Source organism: Streptomyces sp. NPDC048479 (assembly GCF_040651435.1).
In the GTDB taxonomy this organism is placed as follows: Bacteria; Actinomycetota; Actinomycetes; order Streptomycetales; family Streptomycetaceae; genus Streptomyces.
On the sequence record NZ_JBEZKA010000010.1, the window covers coordinates 1 to 23,656 of the forward strand.

The 23,656-nt window shown below is 66.0% G+C and carries 23 protein-coding genes, 3 tRNA genes and 2 pseudogenes; 10 read left to right on the plus strand and 18 right to left on the minus strand.

All coding sequences use genetic code 11. The features are described from left to right. Positions 1–794 precede the first annotated feature (794 nt). The 4 genes and pseudogenes from AB0D12_RS17280 to AB0D12_RS17295 form a co-directional block, all read right to left on the minus strand. Entirely contained in the window at positions 795–1,166 is a 372-nt protein-coding gene (locus AB0D12_RS17280; protein ID WP_362682796.1) for a hypothetical protein, read from the minus strand. A 288-nt stretch (positions 1,167–1,454) separates the two neighbouring features. Then, on the minus strand, positions 1,455–2,630 hold the full coding sequence (locus AB0D12_RS17285) for a tyrosine-type recombinase/integrase (protein WP_362682799.1): 1,176 nt from the start codon (positions 2,628–2,630) through the stop codon (positions 1,455–1,457). Beyond that, the gene (locus tag AB0D12_RS17290; RefSeq protein WP_362682802.1) at positions 2,630–2,851 is read right to left on the minus strand and encodes a helix-turn-helix domain-containing protein; all 222 of its coding nucleotides are present in this window, start codon (positions 2,849–2,851) and stop codon (positions 2,630–2,632) included. Before AB0D12_RS17290 ends, AB0D12_RS17285 begins: the two co-directional genes overlap by 1 nt. Beyond that, positions 2,845–3,627: pseudogene (locus tag AB0D12_RS17295) on the minus strand (replication initiator); the annotation flags it as partial. The pseudogene AB0D12_RS17295 and the gene AB0D12_RS17290, both read right to left, overlap by 7 nt. A gap of 169 nt (positions 3,628–3,796) precedes the next feature. Between AB0D12_RS17295 and AB0D12_RS17300 the strand changes: the two are divergent. Then, complete coding sequence (locus AB0D12_RS17300) at positions 3,797–4,975, plus strand: protein kinase family protein (protein ID WP_362682804.1); 1,179 nt, start codon at positions 3,797–3,799, stop codon at positions 4,973–4,975. Positions 4,976–5,274: 299 nt separating this feature from the next. On the opposite strand, the gene AB0D12_RS17305 is transcribed toward AB0D12_RS17300, so the two are convergent. The 7 genes from AB0D12_RS17305 to AB0D12_RS17335 form a co-directional block, all read right to left on the minus strand. Next, complete coding sequence (locus tag AB0D12_RS17305) at positions 5,275–5,562, minus strand: nucleotidyltransferase domain-containing protein (RefSeq protein WP_362682807.1); 288 nt, start codon at positions 5,560–5,562, stop codon at positions 5,275–5,277. Beyond that, the gene (locus AB0D12_RS17310) at positions 5,553–6,206 is read right to left on the minus strand and encodes a hypothetical protein (RefSeq protein WP_362682810.1); all 654 of its coding nucleotides are present in this window, start codon (positions 6,204–6,206) and stop codon (positions 5,553–5,555) included. Before AB0D12_RS17310 ends, AB0D12_RS17305 begins: the two co-directional genes overlap by 10 nt. Further along, positions 6,203–7,336, minus strand: coding sequence for an HNH endonuclease signature motif containing protein (locus AB0D12_RS17315; RefSeq protein ID WP_362682812.1), 1,134 nt, complete (start codon positions 7,334–7,336; stop codon positions 6,203–6,205). The genes AB0D12_RS17310 and AB0D12_RS17315 overlap by 4 nt, the downstream gene beginning before the upstream one ends. Before the next feature lie 37 nt (positions 7,337–7,373). Further along, the gene (locus AB0D12_RS17320; protein WP_362682815.1) at positions 7,374–7,682 is read right to left on the minus strand and encodes a hypothetical protein; all 309 of its coding nucleotides are present in this window, start codon (positions 7,680–7,682) and stop codon (positions 7,374–7,376) included. After that, a complete protein-coding gene (locus tag AB0D12_RS17325; RefSeq protein ID WP_362682818.1) occupies positions 7,679–8,422 on the minus strand; it encodes a GntR family transcriptional regulator in 744 nt (247 codons plus the stop codon). Before AB0D12_RS17325 ends, AB0D12_RS17320 begins: the two co-directional genes overlap by 4 nt. Continuing rightward, entirely contained in the window at positions 8,419–8,643 is a 225-nt protein-coding gene (locus tag AB0D12_RS17330) for a hypothetical protein (RefSeq protein WP_362682821.1), read from the minus strand. Before AB0D12_RS17330 ends, AB0D12_RS17325 begins: the two co-directional genes overlap by 4 nt. Positions 8,644–9,166: 523 nt before the next feature. Next, positions 9,167–9,445, minus strand: coding sequence for a hypothetical protein (locus AB0D12_RS17335; protein WP_362682824.1), 279 nt, complete (start codon positions 9,443–9,445; stop codon positions 9,167–9,169). Positions 9,446–9,523: 78 nt separating this feature from the next. On the opposite strand from AB0D12_RS17335, the gene AB0D12_RS17340 reads away from it, so the two are divergent. After that, positions 9,524–10,279, plus strand: a complete 756-nt coding sequence (locus tag AB0D12_RS17340) for a GntR family transcriptional regulator (RefSeq protein WP_362682827.1) — start codon at positions 9,524–9,526, stop codon at positions 10,277–10,279. Positions 10,280–10,446: 167 nt separating this feature from the next. Here the strand turns inward: AB0D12_RS17340 and AB0D12_RS17345 are convergent. Together AB0D12_RS17345 and AB0D12_RS17350 are read right to left on the minus strand one after the other, a co-directional pair. Continuing rightward, positions 10,447–10,525: transfer RNA gene (locus AB0D12_RS17345), tRNA-Ser, on the minus strand. Next, positions 10,525–11,724 carry a saccharopine dehydrogenase NADP-binding domain-containing protein gene (locus tag AB0D12_RS17350; RefSeq protein ID WP_362682830.1) on the minus strand — a complete coding sequence of 400 codons (1,200 nt, stop codon included), beginning with the start codon at positions 11,722–11,724 and terminating at the stop codon, positions 10,525–10,527. The genes AB0D12_RS17345 and AB0D12_RS17350 overlap by 1 nt, the downstream gene beginning before the upstream one ends. Positions 11,725–12,099: 375 nt before the next feature. Here AB0D12_RS17350 and AB0D12_RS17355 point away from each other — a divergent pair, with 375 nt between their 5' ends. The 4 genes from AB0D12_RS17355 to AB0D12_RS17370 all read left to right on the plus strand — a co-directional run bounded on the left by AB0D12_RS17355 (position 12,100) and on the right by AB0D12_RS17370 (position 17,978). Continuing rightward, complete coding sequence (locus AB0D12_RS17355) at positions 12,100–13,242, plus strand: CaiB/BaiF CoA-transferase family protein (RefSeq protein WP_362682833.1); 1,143 nt, start codon at positions 12,100–12,102, stop codon at positions 13,240–13,242. Beyond that, positions 13,239–14,381 (plus strand): acyl-CoA dehydrogenase family protein, encoded by a 1,143-nt coding sequence (locus AB0D12_RS17360; RefSeq protein ID WP_362682836.1) that lies wholly within the window; start codon positions 13,239–13,241, stop codon positions 14,379–14,381. Before AB0D12_RS17355 ends, AB0D12_RS17360 begins: the two co-directional genes overlap by 4 nt. A gap of 79 nt (positions 14,382–14,460) precedes the next feature. Continuing rightward, positions 14,461–15,675, plus strand: coding sequence for an acetyl-CoA C-acetyltransferase (locus tag AB0D12_RS17365; RefSeq protein WP_362682839.1), 1,215 nt, complete (start codon positions 14,461–14,463; stop codon positions 15,673–15,675). 128 nt (positions 15,676–15,803) lie between these two features. Further along, positions 15,804–17,978: a 3-hydroxyacyl-CoA dehydrogenase NAD-binding domain-containing protein gene (locus AB0D12_RS17370; RefSeq protein WP_362682842.1), complete on the plus strand. Its 2,175-nt coding sequence runs from the start codon at positions 15,804–15,806 to the stop codon at positions 17,976–17,978. 48 nt (positions 17,979–18,026) lie between these two features. Here the strand turns inward: AB0D12_RS17370 and AB0D12_RS17375 are convergent, their stop codons facing one another. Next, positions 18,027–18,767 carry a MerR family transcriptional regulator gene (locus tag AB0D12_RS17375; protein WP_362682845.1) on the minus strand — a complete coding sequence of 247 codons (741 nt, stop codon included), beginning with the start codon at positions 18,765–18,767 and terminating at the stop codon, positions 18,027–18,029. 120 nt (positions 18,768–18,887) lie between these two features. Here AB0D12_RS17375 and AB0D12_RS17380 point away from each other — a divergent pair, with 120 nt between their 5' ends. Continuing rightward, on the plus strand, positions 18,888–19,367 hold the full coding sequence (locus AB0D12_RS17380) for a macro domain-containing protein (protein ID WP_362682848.1): 480 nt from the start codon (positions 18,888–18,890) through the stop codon (positions 19,365–19,367). A 156-nt stretch (positions 19,368–19,523) separates the two neighbouring features. On the opposite strand, the gene AB0D12_RS17385 is transcribed toward AB0D12_RS17380, so the two are convergent. From AB0D12_RS17385 to sph, 3 genes and pseudogenes are all read right to left on the minus strand, one after another. Continuing rightward, entirely contained in the window at positions 19,524–20,585 is a 1,062-nt protein-coding gene (locus AB0D12_RS17385) for a S1 family peptidase (protein ID WP_362682851.1), read from the minus strand. 149 nt (positions 20,586–20,734) lie between these two features. Continuing rightward, positions 20,735–21,655 (minus strand): cation diffusion facilitator family transporter, encoded by a 921-nt coding sequence (locus AB0D12_RS17390; protein ID WP_362682854.1) that lies wholly within the window; start codon positions 21,653–21,655, stop codon positions 20,735–20,737. 78 nt (positions 21,656–21,733) lie between these two features. Continuing rightward, positions 21,734–22,459, minus strand: a pseudogene (gene sph / locus AB0D12_RS17395) (sphingomyelin phosphodiesterase); the annotation flags it as partial. Positions 22,460–22,575: 116 nt separating this feature from the next. Here sph and AB0D12_RS17400 point away from each other — a divergent pair. Both AB0D12_RS17400 and AB0D12_RS17405 read left to right on the plus strand, forming a co-directional pair. Next, on the plus strand, positions 22,576–22,800 hold the full coding sequence (locus tag AB0D12_RS17400) for a hypothetical protein (RefSeq protein WP_362682857.1): 225 nt from the start codon (positions 22,576–22,578) through the stop codon (positions 22,798–22,800). Positions 22,801–22,965: 165 nt separating this feature from the next. After that, a tRNA-Trp gene (locus AB0D12_RS17405) sits at positions 22,966–23,036 on the plus strand. A gap of 104 nt (positions 23,037–23,140) precedes the next feature. Here AB0D12_RS17405 and AB0D12_RS17410 read toward each other — a convergent pair. Beyond that, positions 23,141–23,359, minus strand: coding sequence for a hypothetical protein (locus AB0D12_RS17410; protein ID WP_362682860.1), 219 nt, complete (start codon positions 23,357–23,359; stop codon positions 23,141–23,143). A 207-nt stretch (positions 23,360–23,566) separates the two neighbouring features. Here AB0D12_RS17410 and AB0D12_RS17415 point away from each other — a divergent pair. Continuing rightward, positions 23,567–23,639: transfer RNA gene (locus AB0D12_RS17415), tRNA-Pro, on the plus strand. The last annotated feature ends 17 nt before the right edge of the window (positions 23,640–23,656 follow it).

A 23,656-nucleotide genomic window follows, 5' to 3' on the forward strand; every position in this document is an offset into this window, starting at 1 on the left:
ACTGGCGACGCCGCCATCAGGCCCGGGCCCGGGCCTGCCACTACCAGCGGCAGGCCGCCCACCAACCATGAAGATCACGATCTACGGCTGGAGTATTAGACGGGATCACCGCTCCCGCGCAGGTCAGACCGGCGAAATCGCACCGCCGCAGGCATAGCCGCGCTTGTCGTGCCCCCTACGTGCCCCATCAGTAGGCGATGGAGGATCAGCTTCAGGAACCGCCAGAACATCATGAGCAGGCAGGACTATCGAGTCGAGATGGAAAGAGGGTAAGCCCCAGACTCCACCCAGGCCCTCGTGAACCATCCGCCGATCTTCGTCAGATGCCATACATCCATTAGCCGACCATCGATTTCCGTATTTGACGGCTCGGATACTTCCGCGTAACCATCCGCTTGCAGAAACCTGAGACAGACCCGCTGAGACTTTGGATGCTTGAAATACATACCGCCATGCTGCGAAAGTACTTGTAACCAAAAACACTCCGCCGGAGTGTACCTGTCATTGCCCCAGGCGAGACGGGCCTTAATCACGCGCAAATCATGACCCTGAATGCGTCCGGCAGTGTGCTCATGATGGTGCGCAGCACACGCCCTAAGCAGATTACCGAAGACATCAGGGCCACCTTTGGCGCGATCCCAAATGTGACAGTTCTCTTGCGCAGGCATCCGACAGGCAGCGAACGGGCACACTCCTCCGACCTCAAGTCGCAGGTCACGCTCCAATGCTGCAGGAAGGTCGGGTCGCGACACACCCACCCTAACCTCCGCCACCGTCGCTACGGCTACTGGTAGCTACTTCCATTCCAGCATCCTCTTACCGTGGATCACGGCAGCCACAGACCATGAACAGGCACTGCAACGCTCAAGCCATGCATATTGCGAGGCATTTTTAGCCGCCTTCTCCGTCATTCGCCGAAAATTCTGGCGCTCGCGGACGCGGCCACACGGGCAATCAGCAGAGTGGTAGATAGTCAAGTCTGGGCCCGGCGTCCAACGAACCAGGCACGGAATCTCCTGACTCTCTCTAGCCAACTTCGCTGCCCTCCGAGCGATCTTCTGCAGCTTTTCGTTCGATTCCGCATGCAGGCGAAGCACTTCCGAATGCGCCTTTTCTAGAATATTCGCCCGTTCCTGCTTCAGGTCCTGGAAGGCGTCGCCACTCACTTACGTTCCTAACTCTCCGCAACTACGTCGACACATTAATACCGCGATCCCCTGCCTCAACACGACTAAATGTCAAAAATTGACAAAGACTGCCTGCATTCGATCGAAGTGTCATGTTAGACAGCGCTTTTGGATCGAAAATACCGCTATCTCTTAAGGGTGGATCTGATTCCTTCACCTGGTGAACCCTCAGCACAACGGCTCCTGACCGCTTTCCCGGTCAGGAGCCGTACTTCCATGTGCCAGCGTTCGAGCTCGGCAGCCTGGTACCCGCAACTTCGTGGCAGGTCAAAGGGGTGCGGTGACTCCAGCGGCTCCGTCGCCATCGTCGTGTCCGCTGCGTTCCACTCGCTCGCGCTCGCGCCCGCTAAGCCAGAAGTCCGACGCCTCCGCTACCTGGTCGTCGCGACCAGCCACAGGCCGGGCGTAATGCCGAGTGGTCACGCTCGCGTTTGAGTGTCCGAGCCGGTGCGCGGCGGTCATCACCCCGTACCGGTCGGCGACCCATGTTCCGTGCGAGGCGCGGAGGTCGTGCGGCGTGACGTCGGTGAGCCCGGCAGCCGCCACGGCAGGGTCGAAGTACGCCTTGCGCCACTGGTTGTAGCGCAGAGGCTTGCCACCGGGCGTGACGAAGAGGAGAGCCTCCTCCCCACCCGACAGCGTCTCCAGGTGCTGGCCGATCCGCGACGCGAGCGAGGGGCCGATCCGCAGGACTCGTTTCTGATGGGACTTGGGAGTGTCGAAGACGAGGGTGCCGTTCGCTTCCGCCAGGTTCTCGTCAACGACGACCAGGCCGCCGAGTACGTCGATGTCCGCCCGCCGCAGCGCGAACGCCTCACCAACCCGCAGACCCGCGTAGGCAAGCAAGGAGATCAGCAGGTCATGCGGCTTGGCCGCGCTCCGGACGACCCTCGAAGCTTCCAGCGGGGTAAGGATGTGCGGCTCGGTCTGCGGCATCCGAGGTAACTTCACTCCCCTGCAAGGCGTCTGCCCGATCATCTCGTTGTCGACGGCCGCCCGCATGATCTGCGAGAGCACCCGGTACGCCTGCCTGATCCGCGACGCGCTGAGACCCCGAGTCTTCATCGAGCCGACCCACTCGACGACGGTGATCGGCCTGAGGCTGGACAGCTCACGGTCACCGAGAGCCGGAACGATCAGTGAGTTGATCAGGGATCGGTACGACGCCTGCGTCTTGTGCTTCAGCTGCGGGGAGACAGCGGCGAGCCAGCGCGCCGACCAGTCGCGGACGGTGGCCTGCCCCTCGGCGGGGTCGAGCCAGCGGCCCTCTTCCATCTCGATGCGCTTCCGGCCCAGCCAGCGATCGGCGTCCGTCGTAGTGGCGAACGTGCGATCAGCGGCGCGCAGCACGCCGTCGGGCCCCGGGTATCGAGCCTGGAAGCGGCCGGATGGCAGCTTACGGATCCGTCCGAAGGCGCGGCGGGACTTGCGCTTGCCGGCCATCAGGCAGCCCGCCGGTACGGCGGGGTGGGCCGCAGGACGATCGGTTCCACCGTGTGGGCACTGACGTACTCGTCCACGGCACTCTCCCGGATTCGAACGTGTCGACCGACCTTGACGAACGCGATGCGACGTTCCTCGATGAGCCGACGCGGGAAGCGGAGACCGGTGCCGAGGCGTTCGGCGACCTGGCCCACGGTGAGCAGTCGGTCCACGGTCACCACTCCCCTTCGTCGGCGGTGCGACCGTTCAGGGCCTCGCGGGCGGTCTCACGGTTGGTCTGGAGATCACGGGCGATAGTGGCGGCAAGGGCCCCTTCGCCGGGGGTGTGCCCGTGGCCGACGTACTGCCAGTCGGCCAGGACGAGGACGGTGTCCGGTTCGCGGTCGGCGAGGCCGAGGGCGGGTGCTTCCTGGGCGGCACGGTAGTCGGCGCGTTCCTGGCGGAGGGCGCCGAGGGTTGTGGAGTACGTGCGCGACTTCGACGAGAAGTGGCCGCGGAAGCCGAGCATGTGCGCCCAGGCCCAGAGGCGCCGGTCCGGATAGAAGCGGTCGAGCTCACGGCATGCGGTGATGAGCCGACGGGTGTGATCGGGAACGCGGTGGCGGTCGAGTTCGGCGAGCTCGCCGATGCGGCGGTCCAGGGTGCCGGTGTTCTCGGCCGCTTTGGTGGCGTACTTGGCCACGTAGGAGGCCACTGCCTGTTCGGTGACGTCGGAGCCGTCGGCGAAGGCCTTGACCGGGCGGACGTCGAGCTGTCGGCCCCAACGGAACGTCCGGGACGGCTGGTCACCGGCAGCCGGGACCGAGACCGAGGTGTACGAGTGTGCGGCGGCGGCGCGTATCGCGTCGGTGAGGGCGTCGGCCGTGGCCCAAGCGGGTGGCGGTGTGCCGGGTCCGTCCGGGCCGTCGAGGCGTACGACAGCGTGGAAGTGGAGTGCTCCGCGCTTCTGGAATTCGGCGACCTTGCCGAAGGAGACCCGGAGATGGTCGCCGAGCTCTAGGGAGAGTGGCGGGCGGGCCACTCCACATGGAAATTCCTGGATTCTCATCCCGTCACCTCTAGTCACCCCTTAGCCTGACTGCATAGCGAAATCGAGAAGGCTTGCAGAAATAACCGCTCACGTTTGACGTAACCGTCAAATACAGACAGAGGATAGGGCTAGAGAAGTGACTGACCCGACCGAGTTGATGTTGGCCGACCTCTCACAGAGGTACGCGGACATGAATGTTTCGAATGCATTCCTGCGACTTTACGAGAGTGACGCGCGCTTCGGTCGCGCTTTCGCTAGCCTCCACGAGCGACTGAACGGGCATTTCGAGTCCATAAACGACAGAGCTGAGACGACCAAGCATTACTGGGCCGAGAACAGCAGACAAATGCTCGCACTGGCCAGAGAAGTGAACGACTTTCTCCACTCTCTTAAGCATGCCGGTCTAGAAGTGCACTTGACACGTTCCTACACGGCTGCGATGAAGAGTTGCCAGTCATGGCTGGTGCGTAGCGGGGGTAGCACCGTTCCAAATGATTTTGAGCAGATCGAGATCATCAAATACGCGCCGGTTTTTTCTCGCCCAGACACTGAGATCAAACTCAAGAAGTCCGCAGAACGCAATCAGTTGCAGCTGATCGGCGAGGGGTCGTACGCGAAGGTCTTCTCATTCACCGACACTGACTATGGAATCAAATTCGCACTTAAGCGCGCCAACAAGAGCCTAGGAGAGCGCGACCTCTACCGGTTTCGGAAAGAGTTCGAGATCCTCAAGGAACTGAGCTTCCCTTATATCGTGCAGGTGTTTCAATTCGATGAAAATCGAAACGAATACAAAATGGAGTTCTGCGAATCCACACTTCGAAACTACATCAAGAGGCGCAATAATCAGCTACCGTTCTCCTCACGGAAGAGAATTGCGCTTCAATTCTTGTACGGCATAAATTATATCCACAGCAAGAACCTACTTCATCGCGACGTAAGCCTACAAAACGTCCTGGTGAAGACCTTCGATGGCGGAGCCGTTCTCGTGAAGCTCTCAGACTTCGGCCTTGTCAAAGACAGGAACTCAGAATACACCCAGACGAGGACCGAGATGCGCGGAACAATCCGGGACCCCCTACTGGTCAGCTTCAAAGAATACGACGTTTGCAATGAAATCTATGCGATCGGGTGGGTGCTTTCCTACATATTCACCGGCAGGGAAGCCTTGATGTCTCAAACAAATGCGCCGAGTCAGATCGTGCGGAAATGTACAGCACATGATGTTGCTGACAGGTACCAGAGCGTACGTGAACTAATCGGCGACGTTGAGAAACTAGAAGCGACTCCGACCACTACGGACGCGCCAGCTTGACATCTGATACCAACTTAACGCCTGTGACGGCACCTGAGTGTCTAACCCGGCCGAAGCTGCTTCCGGTAGACAGCCTCCGTCGTCGCCTGACTGGTGTGGCCGACAAGCTGGGCGATGCGCTCCAGCAGGATGCCGTGGTCCGGCCTCGCTCGTCGCTGAGAATCGCCGCCGCTCGTTGCCCGCCAAGGTCGCTCTTCCTCGCTTCCCCCGGGGAGCCCCACCTTGACGGACTCCTCGCCGGCGGACAGGAGAGCGAGCATCGAGCGACGACCCGAACGGTTGCCAGGCCGGCCGAGGACTCAAGCTGCAATAAGTCGCCTAGCATTAGTTATCTTTATGAAGTCGTAGTGAGATTCCTCATCCCGGGTCATAGCAATGATTTCCACGGGCGGCAATGAGAGTTCCCAATAGCCCATTTTTCGGATGCTGGTCACATCCTCTCGGCAGCCGTAGATGATCAAGACATCCAAATCGCGTGGTTGCTCCGACCGCAGCATCGATCCGAACATCCAGATCTCCATGTCGGGGAAGCCGGCGGCGCACTCGCATAGCTCATCGAGGATTGGCCAACGTCGCCTCAGGTCCATCTATCGCGGACTTTACTGGCAAAGTCATCCAATTTATACAGGGGAACATTGGCTTCGCGAGCGCTAGTAACCACCCGCTTCCCGAATCCTTGTGCTGAAGGGTTTGTGATAACTAGGGCATCGATGTCGAGGCTTGGGTACTCGTCAAGAATTCCGGAAAATCCTTCATCGGTCAGCTCGTAGCGGTCATGGGTCACCACGGTCAACGATCGGAGCCCATTGATTCGCTGCAGCTCCCACGCCCGATGACCTCGACGACTCACAGAGACCACAGCTCTTGTGGAAAACATGCGCTTCCTGAAATATGACTCTTCAGGGTGGACGTAATCAGAGATGTCATCGAGAAATGTGATCGCACGGTTGAAGCCACCGAAAGTATCCACACAAACACCAAGTTCCAGTGCCCGTGAATGAACATCAGGGTCAACCGGCCGCCTGGTCACGATTACCATGCCCGCTTCGGGGAGATTTCCAAGCGCCTCTTCAAGCATTGGCACGGTAAATGGCAAGCTGTCCGGCTCCACGCAGTATCCGGTAGCATCTGGCCGGCCAGCGCGCGCCACCCTCACACCGCAGTCGCCGACAGCCTGGACGGTTCTCCCGGAGTCCTTGAGCTGTTTGACCACCCATGATCGGATGCTCATGTATCACCCTTCATAATCGAGTCTATCCCCTCCGGAAATCGCGTGGACCCTGGAGTCCAGTTCCCCTCCAGGTGACGCTCCTCAAGCTGCTGCGCATGTATGGCAAAAATATCGAGAGTTGCCTTCTCTGCGACTGTCAGAAAGTCACGATTCGATTGGAGGAGGTGCAGCAAGGCCCTGTTATTCGGGATGACCGTATCCACCACATGCCGACTCCACTGATCGGCGCGGGTGTCATCGAATACGTCATCGAGTGGGCCGTATAGCTGAAAGACTGCCCGGTTGGCGCCCAGGAGGGGTTCTATGGCGGCTCGCGCTTCAGCCCTCGACGTGAACTGCGGCGTCCCGAAAGCGATGGCACGCGCTCGCTGACTCCGCTCTTTCCAACGGCGCAATATTCCCGCAGGGTACTGACTAGGACCTTTGTCGATCATGGTATGGCACGTAGGGCACAGTACGAGAATGTTCGTCGGATCAGCACGCTCTGACTCGGTGAGGTCCGCACCCTCTGTTGCGCGAGGCCCCTTGGTACTTGCTGGAATGATGTGTGCAAGCTCCGCCACGTGCACCTGGTCTACAAAGGCATGTAGATCAACTCGACATCCCGGATTTTGACAGTGGCCGCCAGATTCTGACCAAAGTATGTCTTTTGCGGACTGTGAGAGCTTTGCCCGATTTGTCGATCTTGCCGTCATCCTTGCAACCTCCAGGAACAGCCGTACGAACCCAGACCGTTGAAAGGCCCTGGATGCCATTGTCCCACTGGCCAAGACCCCCGGCATGGGATTTGAGCACATAGCGATGTTGGCAGCCCAGCTCAGCGAAGCCGCGGTCCGACCGTAGCGCGTGACCACCTGGACGACTGGAACGGAAGACCCGCTTAGCGGCGCATCGAGAGCCAGGGCTGGGCGAACACGGACCTGTAGCCGGTGAGTGTCTAACTGCGTGACAACGCCGGCGGACATCCACGCACACCTACGGACCATCGCAGGAGGTGAGAGGCACACCGGCCCAAGGTCGAGCCACCGCCCAAGTTGCTTCGGGACGAAGCAGTCCTCAGGCCGTCCAAGGTCGACGAAAGTCAGCCGGCAAAGCCGGAAGCCCATGGCATCTGATCTGGTCAGAGCCATGGGCTTCCCTTGCTGTGCTGGTCGGGGGGACCGTAGATCAACAGGTGGGCTCACGCGGATCGCTCGTTGCCCGGAGGCGACCGCGGCTCGTTGCAACGCGGAAGATGCCCCGCAGAGCCCCGGTCAGCTCTTTGACCAGGCACCGCATCTCGTCAAGGGACGTGTCCTGGCTGTCGAGAGCTTCTGAGGCCTCTTCCATCAGTTCGCTTGCCGTGTCGAGTTGGATCGCTTCGATGCTGTCGGCGAGACGGGACATGTAGCCGTCCGGATCGTCGGTGCTCAGGTAGCAGGGCTTGTCCCCAGGGCCCGACCACGGGAGGAGCCGAAGCTCGTTCGGTGTTGTCATCCTTGGGTTGGCCTCTCGTTGAGCACGTGGTGGGGGGTGAAGACGGCGTCGACTCGGTCTCCCGGAAAGGCCAGGAGCGCGGCTTCAACGACGCGGCCGGTGGCGTCGGTGGCGATGCGCGTGATCGCGAGAACGGCCATGCTGTTTCCGATCCGGAGGGCCGACGCTTCGTCTGGGGTGGGAGAGCGGGCGCAGACCGTCTCTCGGATGGTGGCCGGCGACGGGCCGAGGACGGCGAATCTCGTGGCGGCCTCCCGGCACACGGAGTCGTCGTCGAGGACTCCAGCCGGGGCCAGTTCGCGCGGGATGAAGATGCGGGCCAGGCCGTGCGGCGTCCCTTGTTCGAGGCTGAGGCAGGTGTACTCCGCGAGAGGGCTGCCCGTTGGCACCTTCAGCAACGTCGTCAGGTGCACAGAGGCCGGAACCGTGCTGCTACGAACCGTGATGCGCAACGTCGGCTCAGCGGCGGTCCAGGGGTCCAGCGTGCCCCAGCCGCCGACGTACATGATCTTGCGGCGGGGGTGACGGACGTAGTTCCCCTTGCCGTGGATCTTCTCGACGAGTCCTTCGCCCTGGAGCACGGCGAGAGCGCGTCGCAGGGTCACCGTGCTGACCCTGTACCGGGCGGCAAGACCGGCTTCGGACGGGAAACGTTCGCCAGGCTTGATGCTGCCCGTCGTGATCTGGTGACGTAGATCGTCGGCGATGTCGCAATAGCGTCGGGGCACGGAGCCGGTCACCGCCTTCTCAGCAGTCGCAGGGCGATGAGCCGCGTACGCGCGTGTATGGCCAGCAGTTCGCCCGACTCGAAGACCAGCTGCTTGGCCCCCTGGGAGAGCTGGAAGAGGTCTCTCACTCGGCAGGCCTGACCGCCGAGTTGGATGATGTCGCCACGCTGCACGGTGGCCGCCGTGACCTCGACGGGGGAAACCAGTGCACCGCCGGGAGCTGGGACCTTCACGTCATCACCTTCACGGGCACGGACGGGTCGGGGGTCGAGTGGCACGGGCAGATGCACACCTCGTAAATCACCGGTACGTCGTCCGTCGCCGCAGGCGGGGACGGCTCGATGCACGAGTGGTGCGTGCCAATCCAGCACGCGATCGAGCGGTAGGGGACGGAAGCTGCGCCCATCGGGTGCGGTTGTCGGCGAAGAGGCATCAGTGGACCCCCGCGAGGGCCGACCAGGCATCGGCCGGCAGGTGCGGAGCGACGAGCACCGTGCGCGTCCGTACACGCTCTTCCCGCGCCAGCAGGTACGGACGGACAAGCGCGACGTCCTCTCCCCTCAGCGGGTAACGGTGGACCGTGCCGGCCGGAGCCCGACCCATGGCGACGGTCGAAGCGTCAGCAGGTGCGAGGTAGGCGCGAGAAGCAAGCGGCCGGGAGGGCGTTAAGGGGCGGCGATGCCGACCTTTGGGGAAGCACCGCGCTCTGGTGCGCGAGATGACGTGGCGGATACGGTTGAGCATGCTGTTCAGCTCCTATCGCTGATAGCCCGGTCCCCCGACGTCGCCTGTCGTGGGGACCGTTTTGCGTACGACCGCCCATAAGGTGCGGCCGTTCAAGTTGGTAGCCAGGAGCCCGAACCGATCGGCCTCAGCCACCGCCTCCAGGACCTCCCTCCATGAATCGACGGAGAGCGTGTCCGGTACTTCTGCCTCGACCGTCGTGAACCGGGTGTGCTCCTCCACGCGTGGGCGGAGGCCAGCGGCAGACAAGCGGGCGGCGAGAGCCGCCGCGGTCACTCCCGAAGCGGACACAGCGCACCCTCCGTTGCCAGCAATTACTTTCAGTGAAGCTAGTTAACTAGATTAGAGCTAGTGGACTAGATTTTCCATATGTCTGAGCAACCGCCGTACCTCCGCATCGCCGACGAACTCCGGCGGCGCATCGCGGAGCACGTCTGGGAACCGGGTGACCGCCTCCCATCCCGCGCCCAGATCGGCCAGGAGTGCGGCGTGGGCGAGAACGTGGTGCGCAGGGCACAGGAGTTGCTGATCTCCCAAGGAGTCCTGGAAGGCCGGGCGGGATCGGGGACCTACGTCGCCGAGCCTCGGCAGCGCGTGAGAGTCGTCCGGTCGTCGGCGCGTGAGCAGTCCAGTGGATCCCCGTTCCGCCAGGACATGAAGGCCCTTCGCCGACAGAGCGACTGGGAGAGCCGGACCGACGCGAAGGTGCCGGCCCCGGCGGAGATCGCGACGCGGCTCGGGATCGCCGAGGGCGAGCTGTGCGTGCGGACGACGTACGAGTTCCTTGCGGACGGGAAGCCGGTCCAGCTGTCGACAAGTTGGGAGCCGTACGCCGTCACTGGCGGCACCCTCGTCGTTCTCCCCGAGGGAGGGCCGCACGCGGGGGCCGGGGTCGTGAACCGCATGGCCGCGATCGGAGTCACCATCAGCCACGCGGTGGAGCAGCCCGAACCGAGGCACGCGACCGCCGAGGAGGCATCACTACTCGGCATCCAGAAAGCCGCACTCGTGACGCACATCCGGCGGACGTATTACAGCGACCAGGGCCGACCCGTGGAGACGGCGGACATCGTGGTGCCCGCAGCGCACTGCGAGATCGTCTACGAGATCCCGATCAGTCGCTGACTGGCGGACCCCAGCAGCTACAAAAGGCAGTGCCCAGCCGTGCCCCCCGCGTGCCCCTTCCGTGCCCGATAGAGCGGGAAACCAGGGGGAACAGCGGTGCGCAGCAGGGACCGGGCATGGCAAAGGCCCCCGACCATACGTACTGGTCAGGGGCCTCTCGCCTGCGGTGGGTGTGGGATTTGAACCCACGGTGACATCGCTGCCACGACGGTTTTCAAGACCGCGTTCGCGGCCGGCACCTGACCTCAGCGTGTGGCAGCCACCCGGAAGGTGATCCCGGCTGCCCGCAGTCGCTCCAGCAGCGCATCACCCATCGCTACGGCGGTCGTGACCTGGCCCGATGTCTTCGGCAGCGCGTCGAAGGCGAGGCAGAGCGCCGACTCGGCGAGCATCTTCGCCGTCTCGTCGTAGCCCGGGTCACCACCCGAGACCTCGGTGAAGACCCGGCGGCCGCCGCCCTCGCCCACAAAGCGCACCGAGAACCAGCTCTTCGCCCGGCGCCCTTCGTCAGGCCCCTCACCCGGCTTGAGGCGGTCCGACAACCAGCGCCGGGCGGGCGGCAGTTGGGCCAGACCGTAGAGCGCGCCCAAAGCCGTCACACCGCCCGCCGCCATCGGAAGCGTCCGGACGGCCGCGTAGTGCCGGTAGCGGAAGTCCGGGCCGTAGCGGGGCAGCGCGGCCGCCGATCGCGCCACGATCTGCGGGTCGATCGTGGGCAGCGGCAGGGCCCAGGCGCCGGTCTCCCGGCTGAACCGCGGCCCGGCCAGCGGAGCCCGCGCCCGGCGTCCCATCAGCCGCGGCTCGTGCAGCCGCCGTTCGTGCGCAGCCTGCAGCATTTGCCGTCCTCGGCTCATCGCGGTGAGCGCCGAGGCGAACGTACCGCCGGAGAACGTGGCGTTGGAGCGTACAAAGCCGTCGACGCGCAGCGGTACGTCCTGCGGAAGCTGCTGCACGGTGAAGTACGCGCCGAGGTCGTGCGGAATCGAGTCGAAGCCACACGCGTGGACGATCCGCGCCCCGGTCTCCCGGGCCCGCGCGTCATGGCGTACGTACATCAGGTCCACGAACTCGGGCTCGCCGGTCAGGTCGGCGTAGTCGGTTCCGGCCTCCGCGCAGGCGGAGACCAGCGCCTCCCCGTACCAGAGATACGGGCCGACGGTCGTCGCCACCACACGGGTGGACTCGGCGAGTTCGCGCAGCGCGTCGGGGTCGTCCGCGTCCGTCTCGATCAGCGGCAGCTCGGCGCAGCCGGGATTCACCGCGGCAAGGCGCTTGCGCAGCTGCTCCAGCTTCTGACGGCTGCGGCCCGCGACGGCCCAGCGGCAATCGTCCGGCGCGTGCGCCGCGAGGTACTCCGCGGTGAGCACACCGACGAATCCCGTGGCTCCAAAGAGCACGATGTCGTACGGGCGCTGTGCGCGATCGATACCGTTCTGCCTGTTCAATGGCCCCTCCGCCGTTGCCCCCGCGGTCCTGTCGGTGGCTGAGGCTAGCGTGCGAACGGGTTTGGCAGTAGATGCGTTTCCCATCGGTAACATGCCGGGTCCCCGGGGGCCGGATCCAGCGTGAGGACATGCCCACCTGGCGTCGCGGATTAGTGCGGTCATCAACGCGGCGGGCCGCTCGCCGAAGGCCGAGCGTGCGACGACGATCCGAGCTCACCTCCTATATTGGCCGTAAACATGCGGTTTGTGCGGGAATTCTCAGAGTCGGTGGCGGCCGGATCTAAGCGCTTGCTCGGCCCAGGCCCTTGTGTGGAGTGGAACGCGTTCTTACCATCTCTGGTGTTACATCATTTGTGTCACAGTGCTGGGGGCTCAATGGCGGCGACAGGGAACGGCCCGCTGGCCGGGGTGCGTGTGGTCGAGCTGGCGGGCATCGGGCCCGGCCCGTTCGCGGCGATGGTGCTGGCCGACCTCGGCGCCGATGTCGTACGGGTCGACCGGCCCGGCGGCGCGGGGCTGAACATCGATCCGGCCTACGACCTCACCAACCGCAACAAGCGCTCGGTGCTCATCGACCTCAAGGCCGAGGGCGGCCCCGACCAGGTCCTCGACCTTGTCGAACGCGCCGACGTACTCATCGAGGGATACCGGCCGGGTGTCACCGAGCGGCTCGGGGTCGGCCCGCAGGAATGCCTCGCGCGCAATCCGCAGCTCGTGTACGGACGGATGACCGGCTGGGGCCAGGAGGGCCCGCTCGCCCAGCGCGCCGGACACGACATCGCGTACATCGCCATCACCGGCACCCTCGGCATGATCGGCAAGGCCGGCGAGCCGCCCGCCGTCCCGGCCAACCTCGTCGGCGACTACGCGGGCGGCTCGCTCTATCTCGTCATCGGGGTGCTCGCCGCGCTGCAGCACGCCCGCACCGAGGGCGGCGCCGGCCAGATCGTCGACGCGGCCATCGTCGACGGAGCCGCTCATCTGGCAACGATGATCCACGGAATGATGGCGGCCGGCGGCTGGCAGGACCGGCGCGGGGCGAATCTGCTCGACGGCGGCTGCCCGTTCTACGGCAACTACGAGACCGCCGACGGCGAGTACATGGCGGTCGGGGCCTTGGAGCAGCAGTTCTACAACGAGTTCATCGAGCTGCTCGGCATCAAGGACGAGGTCCCGGCCCGGAAGGACTTCGCCCGCTGGGGCGAGCTGCGCGGCGCTGTGGCTGCCCGCTTCAGGACGAAGACGCGCGACGAGTGGACCGCCGTCTTCGAGGGTTCGGACGCCTGCGTGGCGCCGGTGCTCTCGCTCGGCGAGGCTCCCTCGCATCCGCATCTCGCGGCCCGCGGAACCTTCGTCGAGCACAGCGGACTCACCCAGCCCGCACCCGCGCCCCGCTTCTCCGCCACCCCCGGCGCCGTGGTGCGTCCGCCCGCCCAGCCCGGCGCGGACACCGCAGAGGTCGCTCTCGACTGGGACATTCCCGGCCTTGCCGGCACCGCCAAGGAGGACGACCGTTGAAGCGCCAGATCTTCACCGACGAGCACGACGCGTTCCGTGAGACCGTACGAACCTTCCTCGCCAAGGAGGTCCTGCCGCACTACGAGCAGTGGGAGAAGGACGGCATCGTCAGCCGGGAGGCCTGGCTCGCCGCGGGCCGGCAGGGGCTGCTCGGCTTCGCCGTGCCGGAGGAGTACGGAGGCGGCGGGAACACTGACTTCCGCTACAGCGCCGTCCTCGCCGAGGAGTTCACCAGGGCGGGAGCCGCCGGGCTCGCGCTCGGACTGCACAACGACATCATCGGCCCGTATCTGACCGGCCTGGCGACCGAGGAGCAGAAGCGGCGCTGGCTGCCCGGCTTCTGCAGCGGCGAGATCATCACCGCCATCGCGATGACCGAGCCGGGCGCAGGCTCCGACCTCCAGGGCATCCGTACCACCGCCGAGGACCGCGGCGATCACTGGATCCTCAAGGGCTCCAAGACCTTCATCTCCAACGGCATCCTCGCCGACCTGGTGATCGTCGTCGCCAGGACGACGCCCGAAGGCGGCGCCAAAGGGCTGTCGCTGCTCGTCGTCGAGCGCGGCACCGAGGGCTTCGAGCGCGGCCGTAATCTCGACAAGATCGGCCAGAAGTCCCAGGACACGGCAGAGTTGTTCTTCAACGACGTACGCGTCCCCAAGGAGAACCTGCTCGGTGAACTGAACGGCGCCTTCATCCATCTGATGACCAATCTCGCGCAGGAGCGGATGGGCATCGCCGTCGCCGGAATCGCCGGCGCCGAATATCTGCTGGAGATCACCACCCAGTACGTCAAGGAGCGTGAGGCCTTCGGGCGGCCGCTCTCCAAGCTCCAGCACATCCGCTTCGAAATCGCCGAGATGGCCACCGAGTGCGCCGTCACCCGTACCTTCCTCGACCGCTGCATCGTCGATCACTCGAACGGGGAACTCGACGCGGTCCATGCCTCGATGGCCAAGTGGTGGGCCACCGAACTCCAGAAGCGGGTCGCCGACCGCTGTCTCCAACTGCACGGCGGCTACGGCTATATGACTGAATATCGCGTCGCCAAGGCCTTCACGGACGGCCGTATCCAGACCATCTACGGCGGTACGACCGAGATTATGAAGGAAATCATCGGCCGCTCGCTCCTCGGCTGACCTCCCGGACTCGCCCGGCCCTCGTTGCATAACCCTCGAAACGCAACCCGCATGACATAACCCTCGAAAGGCTGCAGTCTTGAGTACCGAAGCGTATGTGTACGACGCGATCCGCACTCCGCGCGGGCGCGGCAAGGCCAATGGCGCCCTGCACGGCACCAAGCCGATCGACCTCGTCGTCGGTCTGATCCACGAACTCCGCAGCCGCTTCCCCGGTCTCGACCCGGCGGCGATCGACGACATCGTGCTCGGCGTGGTCGGTCCTGTCGGCGACCAGGGCTCCGACATCGCCCGCATCTCGGCGATCGCTGCCGGACTGCCCGACACCGTCGCCGGCGTCCAGGAGAACCGCTTCTGTGCCTCGGGCCTCGAAGCCGTCAACATGGCGGCGATGAAGGTCCGTTCGGGCTGGGAGGACCTGGTGCTGGCCGGCGGTGTCGAGTCGATGTCGCGGGTGCCGATGGCCTCCGACGGCGGCGCCTGGTTCGCCGACCCGATGACCAACTTCGACACCGGTTTCGTGCCGCAGGGCATCGGCGCCGACCTCATCGCCACCATCGAGGGCTTCTCCCGCCGCGATGTCGACGAGTACGCGGCGCTCTCCCAGGAGCGGGCCGCAGCGGCCTGGAAGGACGGCCGCTTCGAGCGCTCCGTCGTACCGGTCCTGGACCGCAACGGCCTGGTCGTCCTCGACCACGACGAGCACATGCGCCCCGGCACCACCGCGGACTCCCTCGCCGCGCTCAAGCCCTCCTTCGCCGGCATCGGCGACATGGGCGGCTTCGACGCCGTGGCGCTGCAGAAGTACCACTGGGTGGAGAAGATCGACCACGTCCACCACGCGGGCAACTCATCCGGCATCGTCGACGGCGCCGCGCTCGTCGCGATCGGTACGAAGGAGGTCGGCGAGCGGTACGGACTCACGCCGCGCGCCCGGATCGTCTCGGCCGCGGTCTCCGGATCCGAGCCGACCATCATGCTCACCGGCCCCGCGCCCGCCACCCGCAAGGCGCTCGCCAAGGCCGGACTGACGATGGACGACATCGACCTGGTCGAGATCAACGAGGCGTTCGCCGGTGTCGTACTGCGCTTCGCCCGCGATCTCGACATCCCGCTGGAGAAGATCAACGTCAACGGCGGCGCGATCGCGCTGGGCCATCCGCTCGGTGCGACGGGCGCGATGATCCTCGGCACGGTCATGGACGAACTGGAGCGCCAGGACAAGCGGTACGGCCTCGTCACACTCTGCGTCGGCGGCGGCATGGGCGTCGCCACGGTGATCGAGCGCGTGTAGCGGTGCGGCGGCGCGCCCCCGGGCCGGCACCCCGAACGGCCGGCACTCGAGCGGCAGCGCCCACACCCTCCGCGCCGACACCGCCATCGCTCGAAACGACCTGACCAAGACCTCCTGGAGACTCCGCAATGACCGAGAGCACCACCATCCGCTGGGAACAGGACGAGACCGGCGTCGTCACCCTCGTCCTCGACGACCCCAACCAGTCCGCCAACACGATGAACCAGGCCTTCAAGGAGTCCATCGCCGCGATCGCCGACCGCGCGGAGGCCGAGAAGGACTCCATCCGCGGCATCATCTTCACCTCCGCCAAGAAGACCTTCTTCGCGGGCGGCGACCTCAAGGACATGATCAAGGCCGGTCGCGAGGACGCCGAGGCCGCCTTCGAGGCCGGCATGGGCATCAAGCGCGCTCTGCGCCGGATCGAGACCCTCGGCAAGCCTGTCGTCGCAGCCATCAACGGCGCGGCCCTGGGCGGCGGTTACGAGATCGCCCTCGCCTGTCACCACCGCATCGCCCTCGATGCGCCCGGCTCCAAGATCGGCCTGCCCGAGGTCACCCTCGGCCTGCTGCCCGCGGGCGGCGGCGTCACCCGCACCGTACGGCTGATGGGCATCGCGGACGCGCTGCTGAAGGTCCTGCTGCAGGGCACCCAGTACAACCCGCAGCGCGCGCTGGAGAACGGCCTGGTCCACGAGGTGGCCGCCACCGACGAGGAGATGCTCGCCAAGGCCCGCGCCTTCATCGACGCCCATCCCGAATCGCAGCAGCCCTGGGACGTCAAGGGCTACAAGATCCCCGGTGGGACCCCGTCCAACCCGCGGTTCGCCGCCAACCTGCCCGCATTCCCCGCGAACCTGAAGAAGCAGACCGCCGGCGCGCCCTACCCCGCCCCGCGCAATATCCTCGCGGCGGCCGTCGAGGGGTCCCAGGTCGACTTCGAGACCGCGCAGATCATCGAGGCCCGGTACTTCACCGAGCTGGTCACCGGGCAGATCGCCAAGAACATGATCCAGGCGTTCTTCTTCGATCTGCAGGCAGTCAACTCCGGCGCCAACCGCCCCAAGGGCATCGAGCAGCGCCCCGTCCGCAAGGTCGCCGTCCTCGGCGCCGGGATGATGGGTGCGGGCATCGCCTACTCCTGCGCTCGCGCGGGCATCGAGGTCGTCCTCAAGGACGTCACGGCGGACGCGGCCGCCAAGGGCAAGGCGTACTCCGAGAAGCTGCTCGCCAAGGCGCTCTCCCGGGGCCGTACGACCGAGGCCAAGCGTGACGCACTGCTCGCGCGCATCACGCCGACCGCCGACCCGGCGGACCTCGCCGGCTGCGACGCCGTGATCGAGGCGGTCTTCGAGGACACCGCCCTCAAGCACAAGGTGTTCCAGGAGATCGAGGACATCATCGAGCCGGACGCGCTGCTCTGCTCCAACACCTCGACGCTGCCCATCTCCGTCCTCGCCGAAGGAGTGTCGCGGCCCGTCGACTTCATCGGGCTGCACTTCTTCTCGCCGGTCGACAAGATGCCGCTCGTCGAGATCATCAAGGGCGAGCACAGCGGCGACGAGGCGCTGGCCCGCGCCTTCGACCTGGTCCGGCAGATCAACAAGACCCCGATCGTCGTCAATGACTCGCGCGGCTTCTTCACCTCGCGCGTGATCGGTCAGTTCATCAACGAGGGCGTGGCGATGGTCGGCGAGGGCGTCGATCCCGTGTCGGTCGAGCAGGCCGCAGCCCAGGCCGGCTACCCGGCCAAGGTGCTCTCGCTGATGGACGAGCTGACCCTCACTCTCCCGCGGAAGATCCGCAACGAGACGAAGCGCGCGGTCGAGGAGGCAGGCGGCAGCTGGGCCGGGCATCCGGCGGACGTGGTGATCGACCGGATGGTCGACGAGTTCGGGCGCACGGGCCGCAGTGGCGGCGCGGGCTTCTACGAGTACGGCGAGGACGGAAAGCGGACCGGGCTGTGGCCGGGCCTGCGCGAGCACTTCACGCGTTCCGACCTGCACGTGCCCTTCCAGGACATGAAGGAGCGGATGCTCTTCTCCGAGGCGCTGGACACTGTGCGCTGCCTGGAGGAGAACGTGCTGATCTCGGTCGCCGACGCCAATATCGGCTCGATCATGGGCATCGGCTTCCCCGCCTGGACGGGCGGTGTGCTGCAGTACATCAATGGCTACGAGGGCGGGCTGTCCGGTTTCGTGGCGCGCGCGCGTGAGCTTGCCGAGCGCTACGGCGAGCGCTTCAACCCGCCTGCGCTGCTGGTCGAGAAGGCGGAGCGCGGCGAGGTCTTCACCGACGCGTGACGCCGGGCCCGGGCCGCGCTCAGCTCTCCCGGCTGGACGCGGCCCGCGTCAGTCCTGCTGGCTGAACGCGGCCCGCAGCTCCTCCTTGAGCGACCGCTGGAAGGCCGTCACCAGCGCCTGCACCACCATCGGCTGCATATGGGCGGACAGCGACTTCATCGCCGCCACCTGCTCGGGGTCCGGCTCCTGCTCGCGGTACGGATTCCATACCTCGTCCCGGAACAGCCTGGTGAGCTCGCGCGCCGCCGAGCGGGTGTGCTCCAGCAGGACCGTGCGGGCGGCGAGAATCGTCTCGTGCGCGATCGGTACGTCCAGCAGCTGCACACCGAGCCGCAGCAGGCCCGGGTCGAGCCGGTAGCCGTCCGAGCCCGCCGCGACGTCCGCGCGCTCCAGGACACCCATCGCCGCGAGCCGGTCGATGTCCTGCTCACTCAGCGTGCGGCCCGCGCGGCGCTCCAGGTCGGCGCGGGTCGCCTCCTCGGCCGAGTCCGGCGCCCAGGAGGCGACCAGCGCACGGTGGATTGCGAGGTCGTGCGCGCTCAGGTCCGGTGGCAGCTGCTCCAGATAGCGCTCGATCGCGGCGAGGGTCATGCCCTGGTGCTGGAGCTCCTCGATGAGGGCCAGGCGGGAGAGATGGTCCGGTCCGTAGTGACCGACGCGGCGGGGTCCGATTGTCGGAGGCGGCAGGAGTCCGCGCGTGCTGTAGAAGCGGATGGTGCGTACGGTGACCCCGGCGCGCGCGGCCAGCTCGTCGACGGTGAGCGTCGGCTCCTCGGTCTCGGTCGCCATCTGTGCGCCTCGCTTTCCGCTGCCCGTTCCTGATCTCCGTGCAGTGCAACAGTATTGCTGTCTCACCACTGTTGTGAAAGCGTCCCGCCGATTGTCAGTGGTGGTCCGTACGGTGGGTGCATGTCCGAGATCGAGTACGTACGGGGGGATGCCACCGCGCCGCAGGGCAAGGGGGTGAAGCTGATCGCGCATGTCTGCAACGACCTGGGCGGCTGGGGGAAGGGCTTCGTGCTGGCGATATCGCGCCGCTGGCCGGAGCCGGAGGCGGCGTACCGCCGCTGGCACCGCGAGCGCGCCGGCAATGACTTCGGGCTCGGCGCCGTGCAGTACGTCCAGGTGGCGCCGTATCTGTGGGTGGCGAACATGGTGGGGCAGCGGGGGATACGGACCGGCAGCAAGGGGGTTCCGGTGCGGTACGAGGCGATCGACGCGGCGCTCGGGGTGGTGGCCGGGAAGGCGGCGGAGCTGGGGGCGTCCGTCCATATGCCGCGGATCGGGTGCGGTCTCGCGGGCGGGAAGTGGTCGCGGATCGAGCCGCTGATGGCGGGGCGGCTGACGGCGCGGGGGATATCGGTGACGGTGTACGACCACGAGGGCTGAGCGTCGCGCTGCGGCACTGCTCGGCCGCACTGCTCGGCCTCCGCGGCACGCGTCGGGCTCGCGCCGAAGCCACCTGTCCGAACAGCGCGGCGGGCGTGCTCAATGGATGGCACGCCCGCACGCATCAGCGAGTCGGTCGGTCAATCGGTCGGTCAATCAGTACACAGCCACGCCGTACACGCTGAGCGCTTCCCGCACCGGCTGGTGGATGGCCGAGCCGTTGGTGCCCGTGCAGCCGGAGCTGCCCGAGTGGATGCCCAGCGCGGTGGTACCCGCGAAGTGCGCACCGCCGCTGTCGCCGGCGGCCGAACAGGCGGTGGTGCGGACCATGCCGTAGGTCGGCCCTTCGACGTAGTTCACGGTGACGTTCACGGCGGTGACCCTGCCGCTGGTCACGTGTGTGGTGGAGCCGCTCTTCCGGATGGCCTGGCCGACGATGGCGTTGGCCGCGGTCGTGATGTCCTGGTAGCTGCCGTTGTAGAGGTTGACGTTTCCGGCGGGCAGGGCGCCACCCGTGTACCGCACGATGCCGTAGTCGTTGCCGGGGAAGCTGGTCCCCCTTCGTAGCCCGATGATCGGGCCGCCGGGTGACGCGTACCAGTTGACGGCCTCGTTGGTGCAGTGACCTGCCGTCAGGAAGTATCGGGCCGTGCCCTTCGAGACGTTGAAGGCCGCCGAGCAGCGGAAGCCGCCGCCGTAGATCGCGTTGCCGCCGGCCACCTCCCTCTTGAAGACTCCGGGCACACGCTTGATCCGTACGGCGTCGCCGAGACCTGCGGCCACCTTCTGCAGCTGGGTCATGGAGGGTGCGGAGACCGACCGGTCGGCTTCGATCGCGACCTGGTTGGTCGAGGGGTCGATGCCCCACGAGGTACCGGTGATCTTCGCCTGGGCCTCGAGGGTGTCCATGGCCGCTTCGAGCCGTTCCGTGCTGCGCTTGACGAGCTTGGCGTGTGCTCCGGCGGCCCGTACCTTGTCGGCCGAGGCTGCATCGGTGACGGTAACGACCAGTTCGCCCGTTTTGGTGTCGAGATACGAACCGGCGCTGTGGTCGCCGAGGGCGCGTTCGAGCCTGCTGTCGAGGCTGTACTGCGTCGGGGATGCGGTGACGCCCGGCACCGGATCCGGGGCGGCCCCGGCGGTGCCCGGGCCCAGGCCGACGACGGGCAGGGCGAGGATGACGGCAAGGCAGATGCGCGCGCGGAGCGTGCGTCTCATGGGGGCTTCTCCTTCGAACGAGTCCGCGGTGGGGGGATTCGAGGAGAAGTTTGGTCTGGATCAGTTCGAAGCGCGGACGCGACGTGGCATGACCCCGCCATGCATCCAGAAGCCGCGAGAACGCCGAACCACCCACCCGTTCGGGGGAGTCACGGATGGACCTGGACCGTGGCCGCGGTCAGCCGCCGGACCCCGTGCAGCAACGCGTGCTCGGCGGCCAGGGCCACCGCATGCGCCTGTCGCACCGTCAGCGCCGGGTCGACCACGATCGAGGTCTCGGCCCGCAGATCGTGCCCGAGCCAGCGCATTCGCACGTCCCGCACGGCCCGTACGCCCTCGACATGGGAGAGCGCGTGCTCGGCCTCGTCGACCAGCGCCGGGTCCACCGCGTCCATCAGCCGGTGCCAGATCTCGCGCGCCGCACCGCGCAGCACCACCGCGATCGCCCCCGTGATCGCGAGCCCGGTCAGCGGATCGGCCCACCGCCATCCGAGTACGGCTCCGCCCGCGCCCAGCAGTACGGCCAGTGAGGTGAAACCGTCGCTCCGGGCATGCAGTCCGTCGGCCACCAGCGCGGCCGACCCGATCCTGCGGCCCGTACGGATCCGGGCCCTTGCCACCCACTCGTTGCCGGTGAAACCCACCAGACCGGCCGCGGCCACTGCGGCCAGATGGCTGACATCCTGCGGCTCGAACAGCCGCCGCAGCGCCTCGTACCCGGCGAAGACCGCCGACGCGGCGATCACCAGCACCACGAAGACGCCCGCCAGGTCCTCCGCCCGGCCGAAGCCGTAGGTGTAGCGGCGGGTGGCCGCCCGCCGGCCGAGGATGAAGGCGAGGGCGAGCGGCAGAGCGGTCAGCGCGTCGGTGGCGTTGTGGACCGTGTCACCGAGCAGCGCCACCGAACCCGACGCGGTCGCGATCACCGCCTGGACGGCGGTCGTGGCGGCAAGCACACCGAAGGAGAACCACAGCGTCCGCAGCCCCTCGGCCGATCGTTCGAGGGCGGCGTCGATGCGGTCGTGGGTGTGGTGAGGGTGGTGACCATGGACGTGCCCGTGACCCGTCATGGTCACCACCCTGGCGCATCAAATCCCTTGCAGCCACTGCCGAAAAGCGGCCGCTGACCAGCTGCGAAGGGTTTGCGACTACTGTCCGGACGCGATGACCGGGTAGTGGTCGGAGAGGTTGGTGTAGGTGTACTTCGTGCCCCAGCTGGAGACCGTCCAGGGCGCGCTCTGCTCCTTGATCACCTCGTTCGTCCAGCCTGCCGGCTTTACGTGCCCGGCCCGGTGCAGGACGTAGTCCAGGTCCTCGCGCGGGTCGTTGGGATAGCGCTCGGAGGCGATCGAGTTCTCCTTCGTGTCGAATGAGTACGGGTGCCCGGTGCGCGCGTCCGCCCCCACGAGGCCGGCGTCGGCGAGCATGGTCGCGTACTCCGGCGTCCGCGAGTCGACATTGAAGTCGCCCGCGACCAGGACCTGTTCGGACGCCGGTATGTTCTTGGCGTCGAGGAAGGCGTCGATGGCCTTGAACTGGCGGCTGCGCATCTGTGCTGCCTCGCCCGCGCCGCAGCCGGGGTCGGTCGACTGAGCGTGCGTGCCGACCACATGCACCTTCGCGCCGTTCACATTCAACACGACATAGACGAAGCCCTTGTTGGACCACCAGTCCGCCCCGCAGGCGTCCTTGTAGACGTACTGCTCCTTGCGGACGACCGGCCACTTGCTGAGCACCGCGACCCCGCCGTCCTCCGGGGTGGTGGCCGAGTACGAACCGCCGGTCGCGTCCCAGCCGTCCTTGCTCCGCCCCATCACCGGGGTCTGATACGGATACTGGGCTGCGGCCTTCTGCTTCAGCGCGTCCGAGCTCGTTTCTGCTCGAAGCTCGCCGTGCTCATCACGCGGGCAAGGCGGCCAGCCACGCCTTCTTGACTCAGGATCCGCAAGCACCTGCGGCGATCGAAGAGTTCTACCAAGAGGGGCACAAGGTGGAGCAGGTCGCCACCCTGGTCTTCCTCGAAGGCCCCGAGACCATAGCGGAGGCTAGCGCCGACCTTGTTAGAAGCGCTTGGCGCTGGATTCAGATGCTCAGGCTGGGAGATCCAGACCCAGGCTCAGAGGATACTAGGAACGGCCTCATTGTTGGGAGAGTGCAGCACAGGGACGCTATTGAGGCTTTCGCGGAGAAATGCCGAGCGGTCCTTGACGACTAGATCCGGCGGCGCACGAGGTCCGGAGACGGAGGTTCGATTCCTTCGCTGTCGACTGCTGTACCGCGAGGCGCCGGCAACGGGGCTACATGCCGCGCACAGAGGACGTGGCTTCGGTGCTGTCACCGTGGCGCGACGGCCAACACCCGGGCCTCACGGTCCGGACGAAGGTCCATAGCTCAGTGGGAGAGCAGCGGTCTCCAAAACCGCCCTCGGAGGTTCGATTCCTCCTGGATCTGCCGTGGTCGTCCCGTGCGTGACTGATCAGCAGATACACGCCGCGTTCGCTCAAAGGGGAGTGCTGCATGGGCGGCCTCAGCGAAGCCGCCCATGCGAGGTCTGCCTAGTTGCTGCGCTTCAGGTACTGCAGGACGACCATGCCCACGCCAGCGACGGCGCTGAAGGCGCCACCGCCAGCCTTCAGGACATCGAGGGGGGCACCGTGAACGCTCATGACGATGATGACGGCTGAAAGGGCCGCGAGAGTCGCGCTCAGGGCGACGATCGTCAGGTCACGGCCAGGGTGGTTGCAGGCATGTTGGTTCGCCGAATTGGACGACACCGGGATTCCTCCGCTGTTGCGTTGTTCGCGAGCACGCTGGATATGGACACGCCTCATCTAGGTGAGGTCAAGTCCAGCGGTGCGCGACGGGCCATCGGCCCCATATGCAGCCTCCAGGCTGCTATCGCGCGTATGGCGAAACAACTAGCACCCGACTCCGTTGGGTAGAGGAACCTACATCGTACTGTGCGCTCAACTCTCGTGCAACGGGACGTAGTTCAGAGGTCAGAGCACCCGGTTTGGGACCGGGGAGTCGTGCGTTCGAATCGCACCGTCCCGACTTCACGCATCCCTCGC

Excerpts from the sequence above, each read along its gene's own strand:
- AB0D12_RS17285 (WP_362682799.1), bottom strand. The coding sequence starts at position 2,630 with ATGGCCGGCAAGCGCAAGTCCCGCCGCGCCTTCGGACGGATCCGTAAG.
- AB0D12_RS17305 (WP_362682807.1), bottom strand. The coding sequence starts at position 5,562 with ATGGACCTGAGGCGACGTTGGCCAATCCTCGATGAGCTATGCGAGTGC.
- AB0D12_RS17310 (WP_362682810.1), bottom strand. The coding sequence starts at position 6,206 with ATGAGCATCCGATCATGGGTGGTCAAACAGCTCAAGGACTCCGGGAGA.
- AB0D12_RS17315 (WP_362682812.1), bottom strand. The coding sequence starts at position 7,336 with ATGGCTCTGACCAGATCAGATGCCATGGGCTTCCGGCTTTGCCGGCTG.
- AB0D12_RS17320 (WP_362682815.1), bottom strand. The coding sequence starts at position 7,682 with ATGACAACACCGAACGAGCTTCGGCTCCTCCCGTGGTCGGGCCCTGGG.
- AB0D12_RS17340 (WP_362682827.1), top strand. The coding sequence starts at position 9,524 with ATGTCTGAGCAACCGCCGTACCTCCGCATCGCCGACGAACTCCGGCGG.
- AB0D12_RS17355 (WP_362682833.1), top strand. The coding sequence starts at position 12,100 with ATGGCGGCGACAGGGAACGGCCCGCTGGCCGGGGTGCGTGTGGTCGAG.
- AB0D12_RS17370 (WP_362682842.1), top strand. The coding sequence starts at position 15,804 with ATGACCGAGAGCACCACCATCCGCTGGGAACAGGACGAGACCGGCGTC.
- AB0D12_RS17375 (WP_362682845.1), bottom strand. The coding sequence starts at position 18,767 with ATGGCGACCGAGACCGAGGAGCCGACGCTCACCGTCGACGAGCTGGCC.
- AB0D12_RS17380 (WP_362682848.1), top strand. The coding sequence starts at position 18,888 with ATGTCCGAGATCGAGTACGTACGGGGGGATGCCACCGCGCCGCAGGGC.
- AB0D12_RS17385 (WP_362682851.1), bottom strand. The coding sequence starts at position 20,585 with ATGAGACGCACGCTCCGCGCGCGCATCTGCCTTGCCGTCATCCTCGCC.
- AB0D12_RS17390 (WP_362682854.1), bottom strand. The coding sequence starts at position 21,655 with ATGACGGGTCACGGGCACGTCCATGGTCACCACCCTCACCACACCCAC.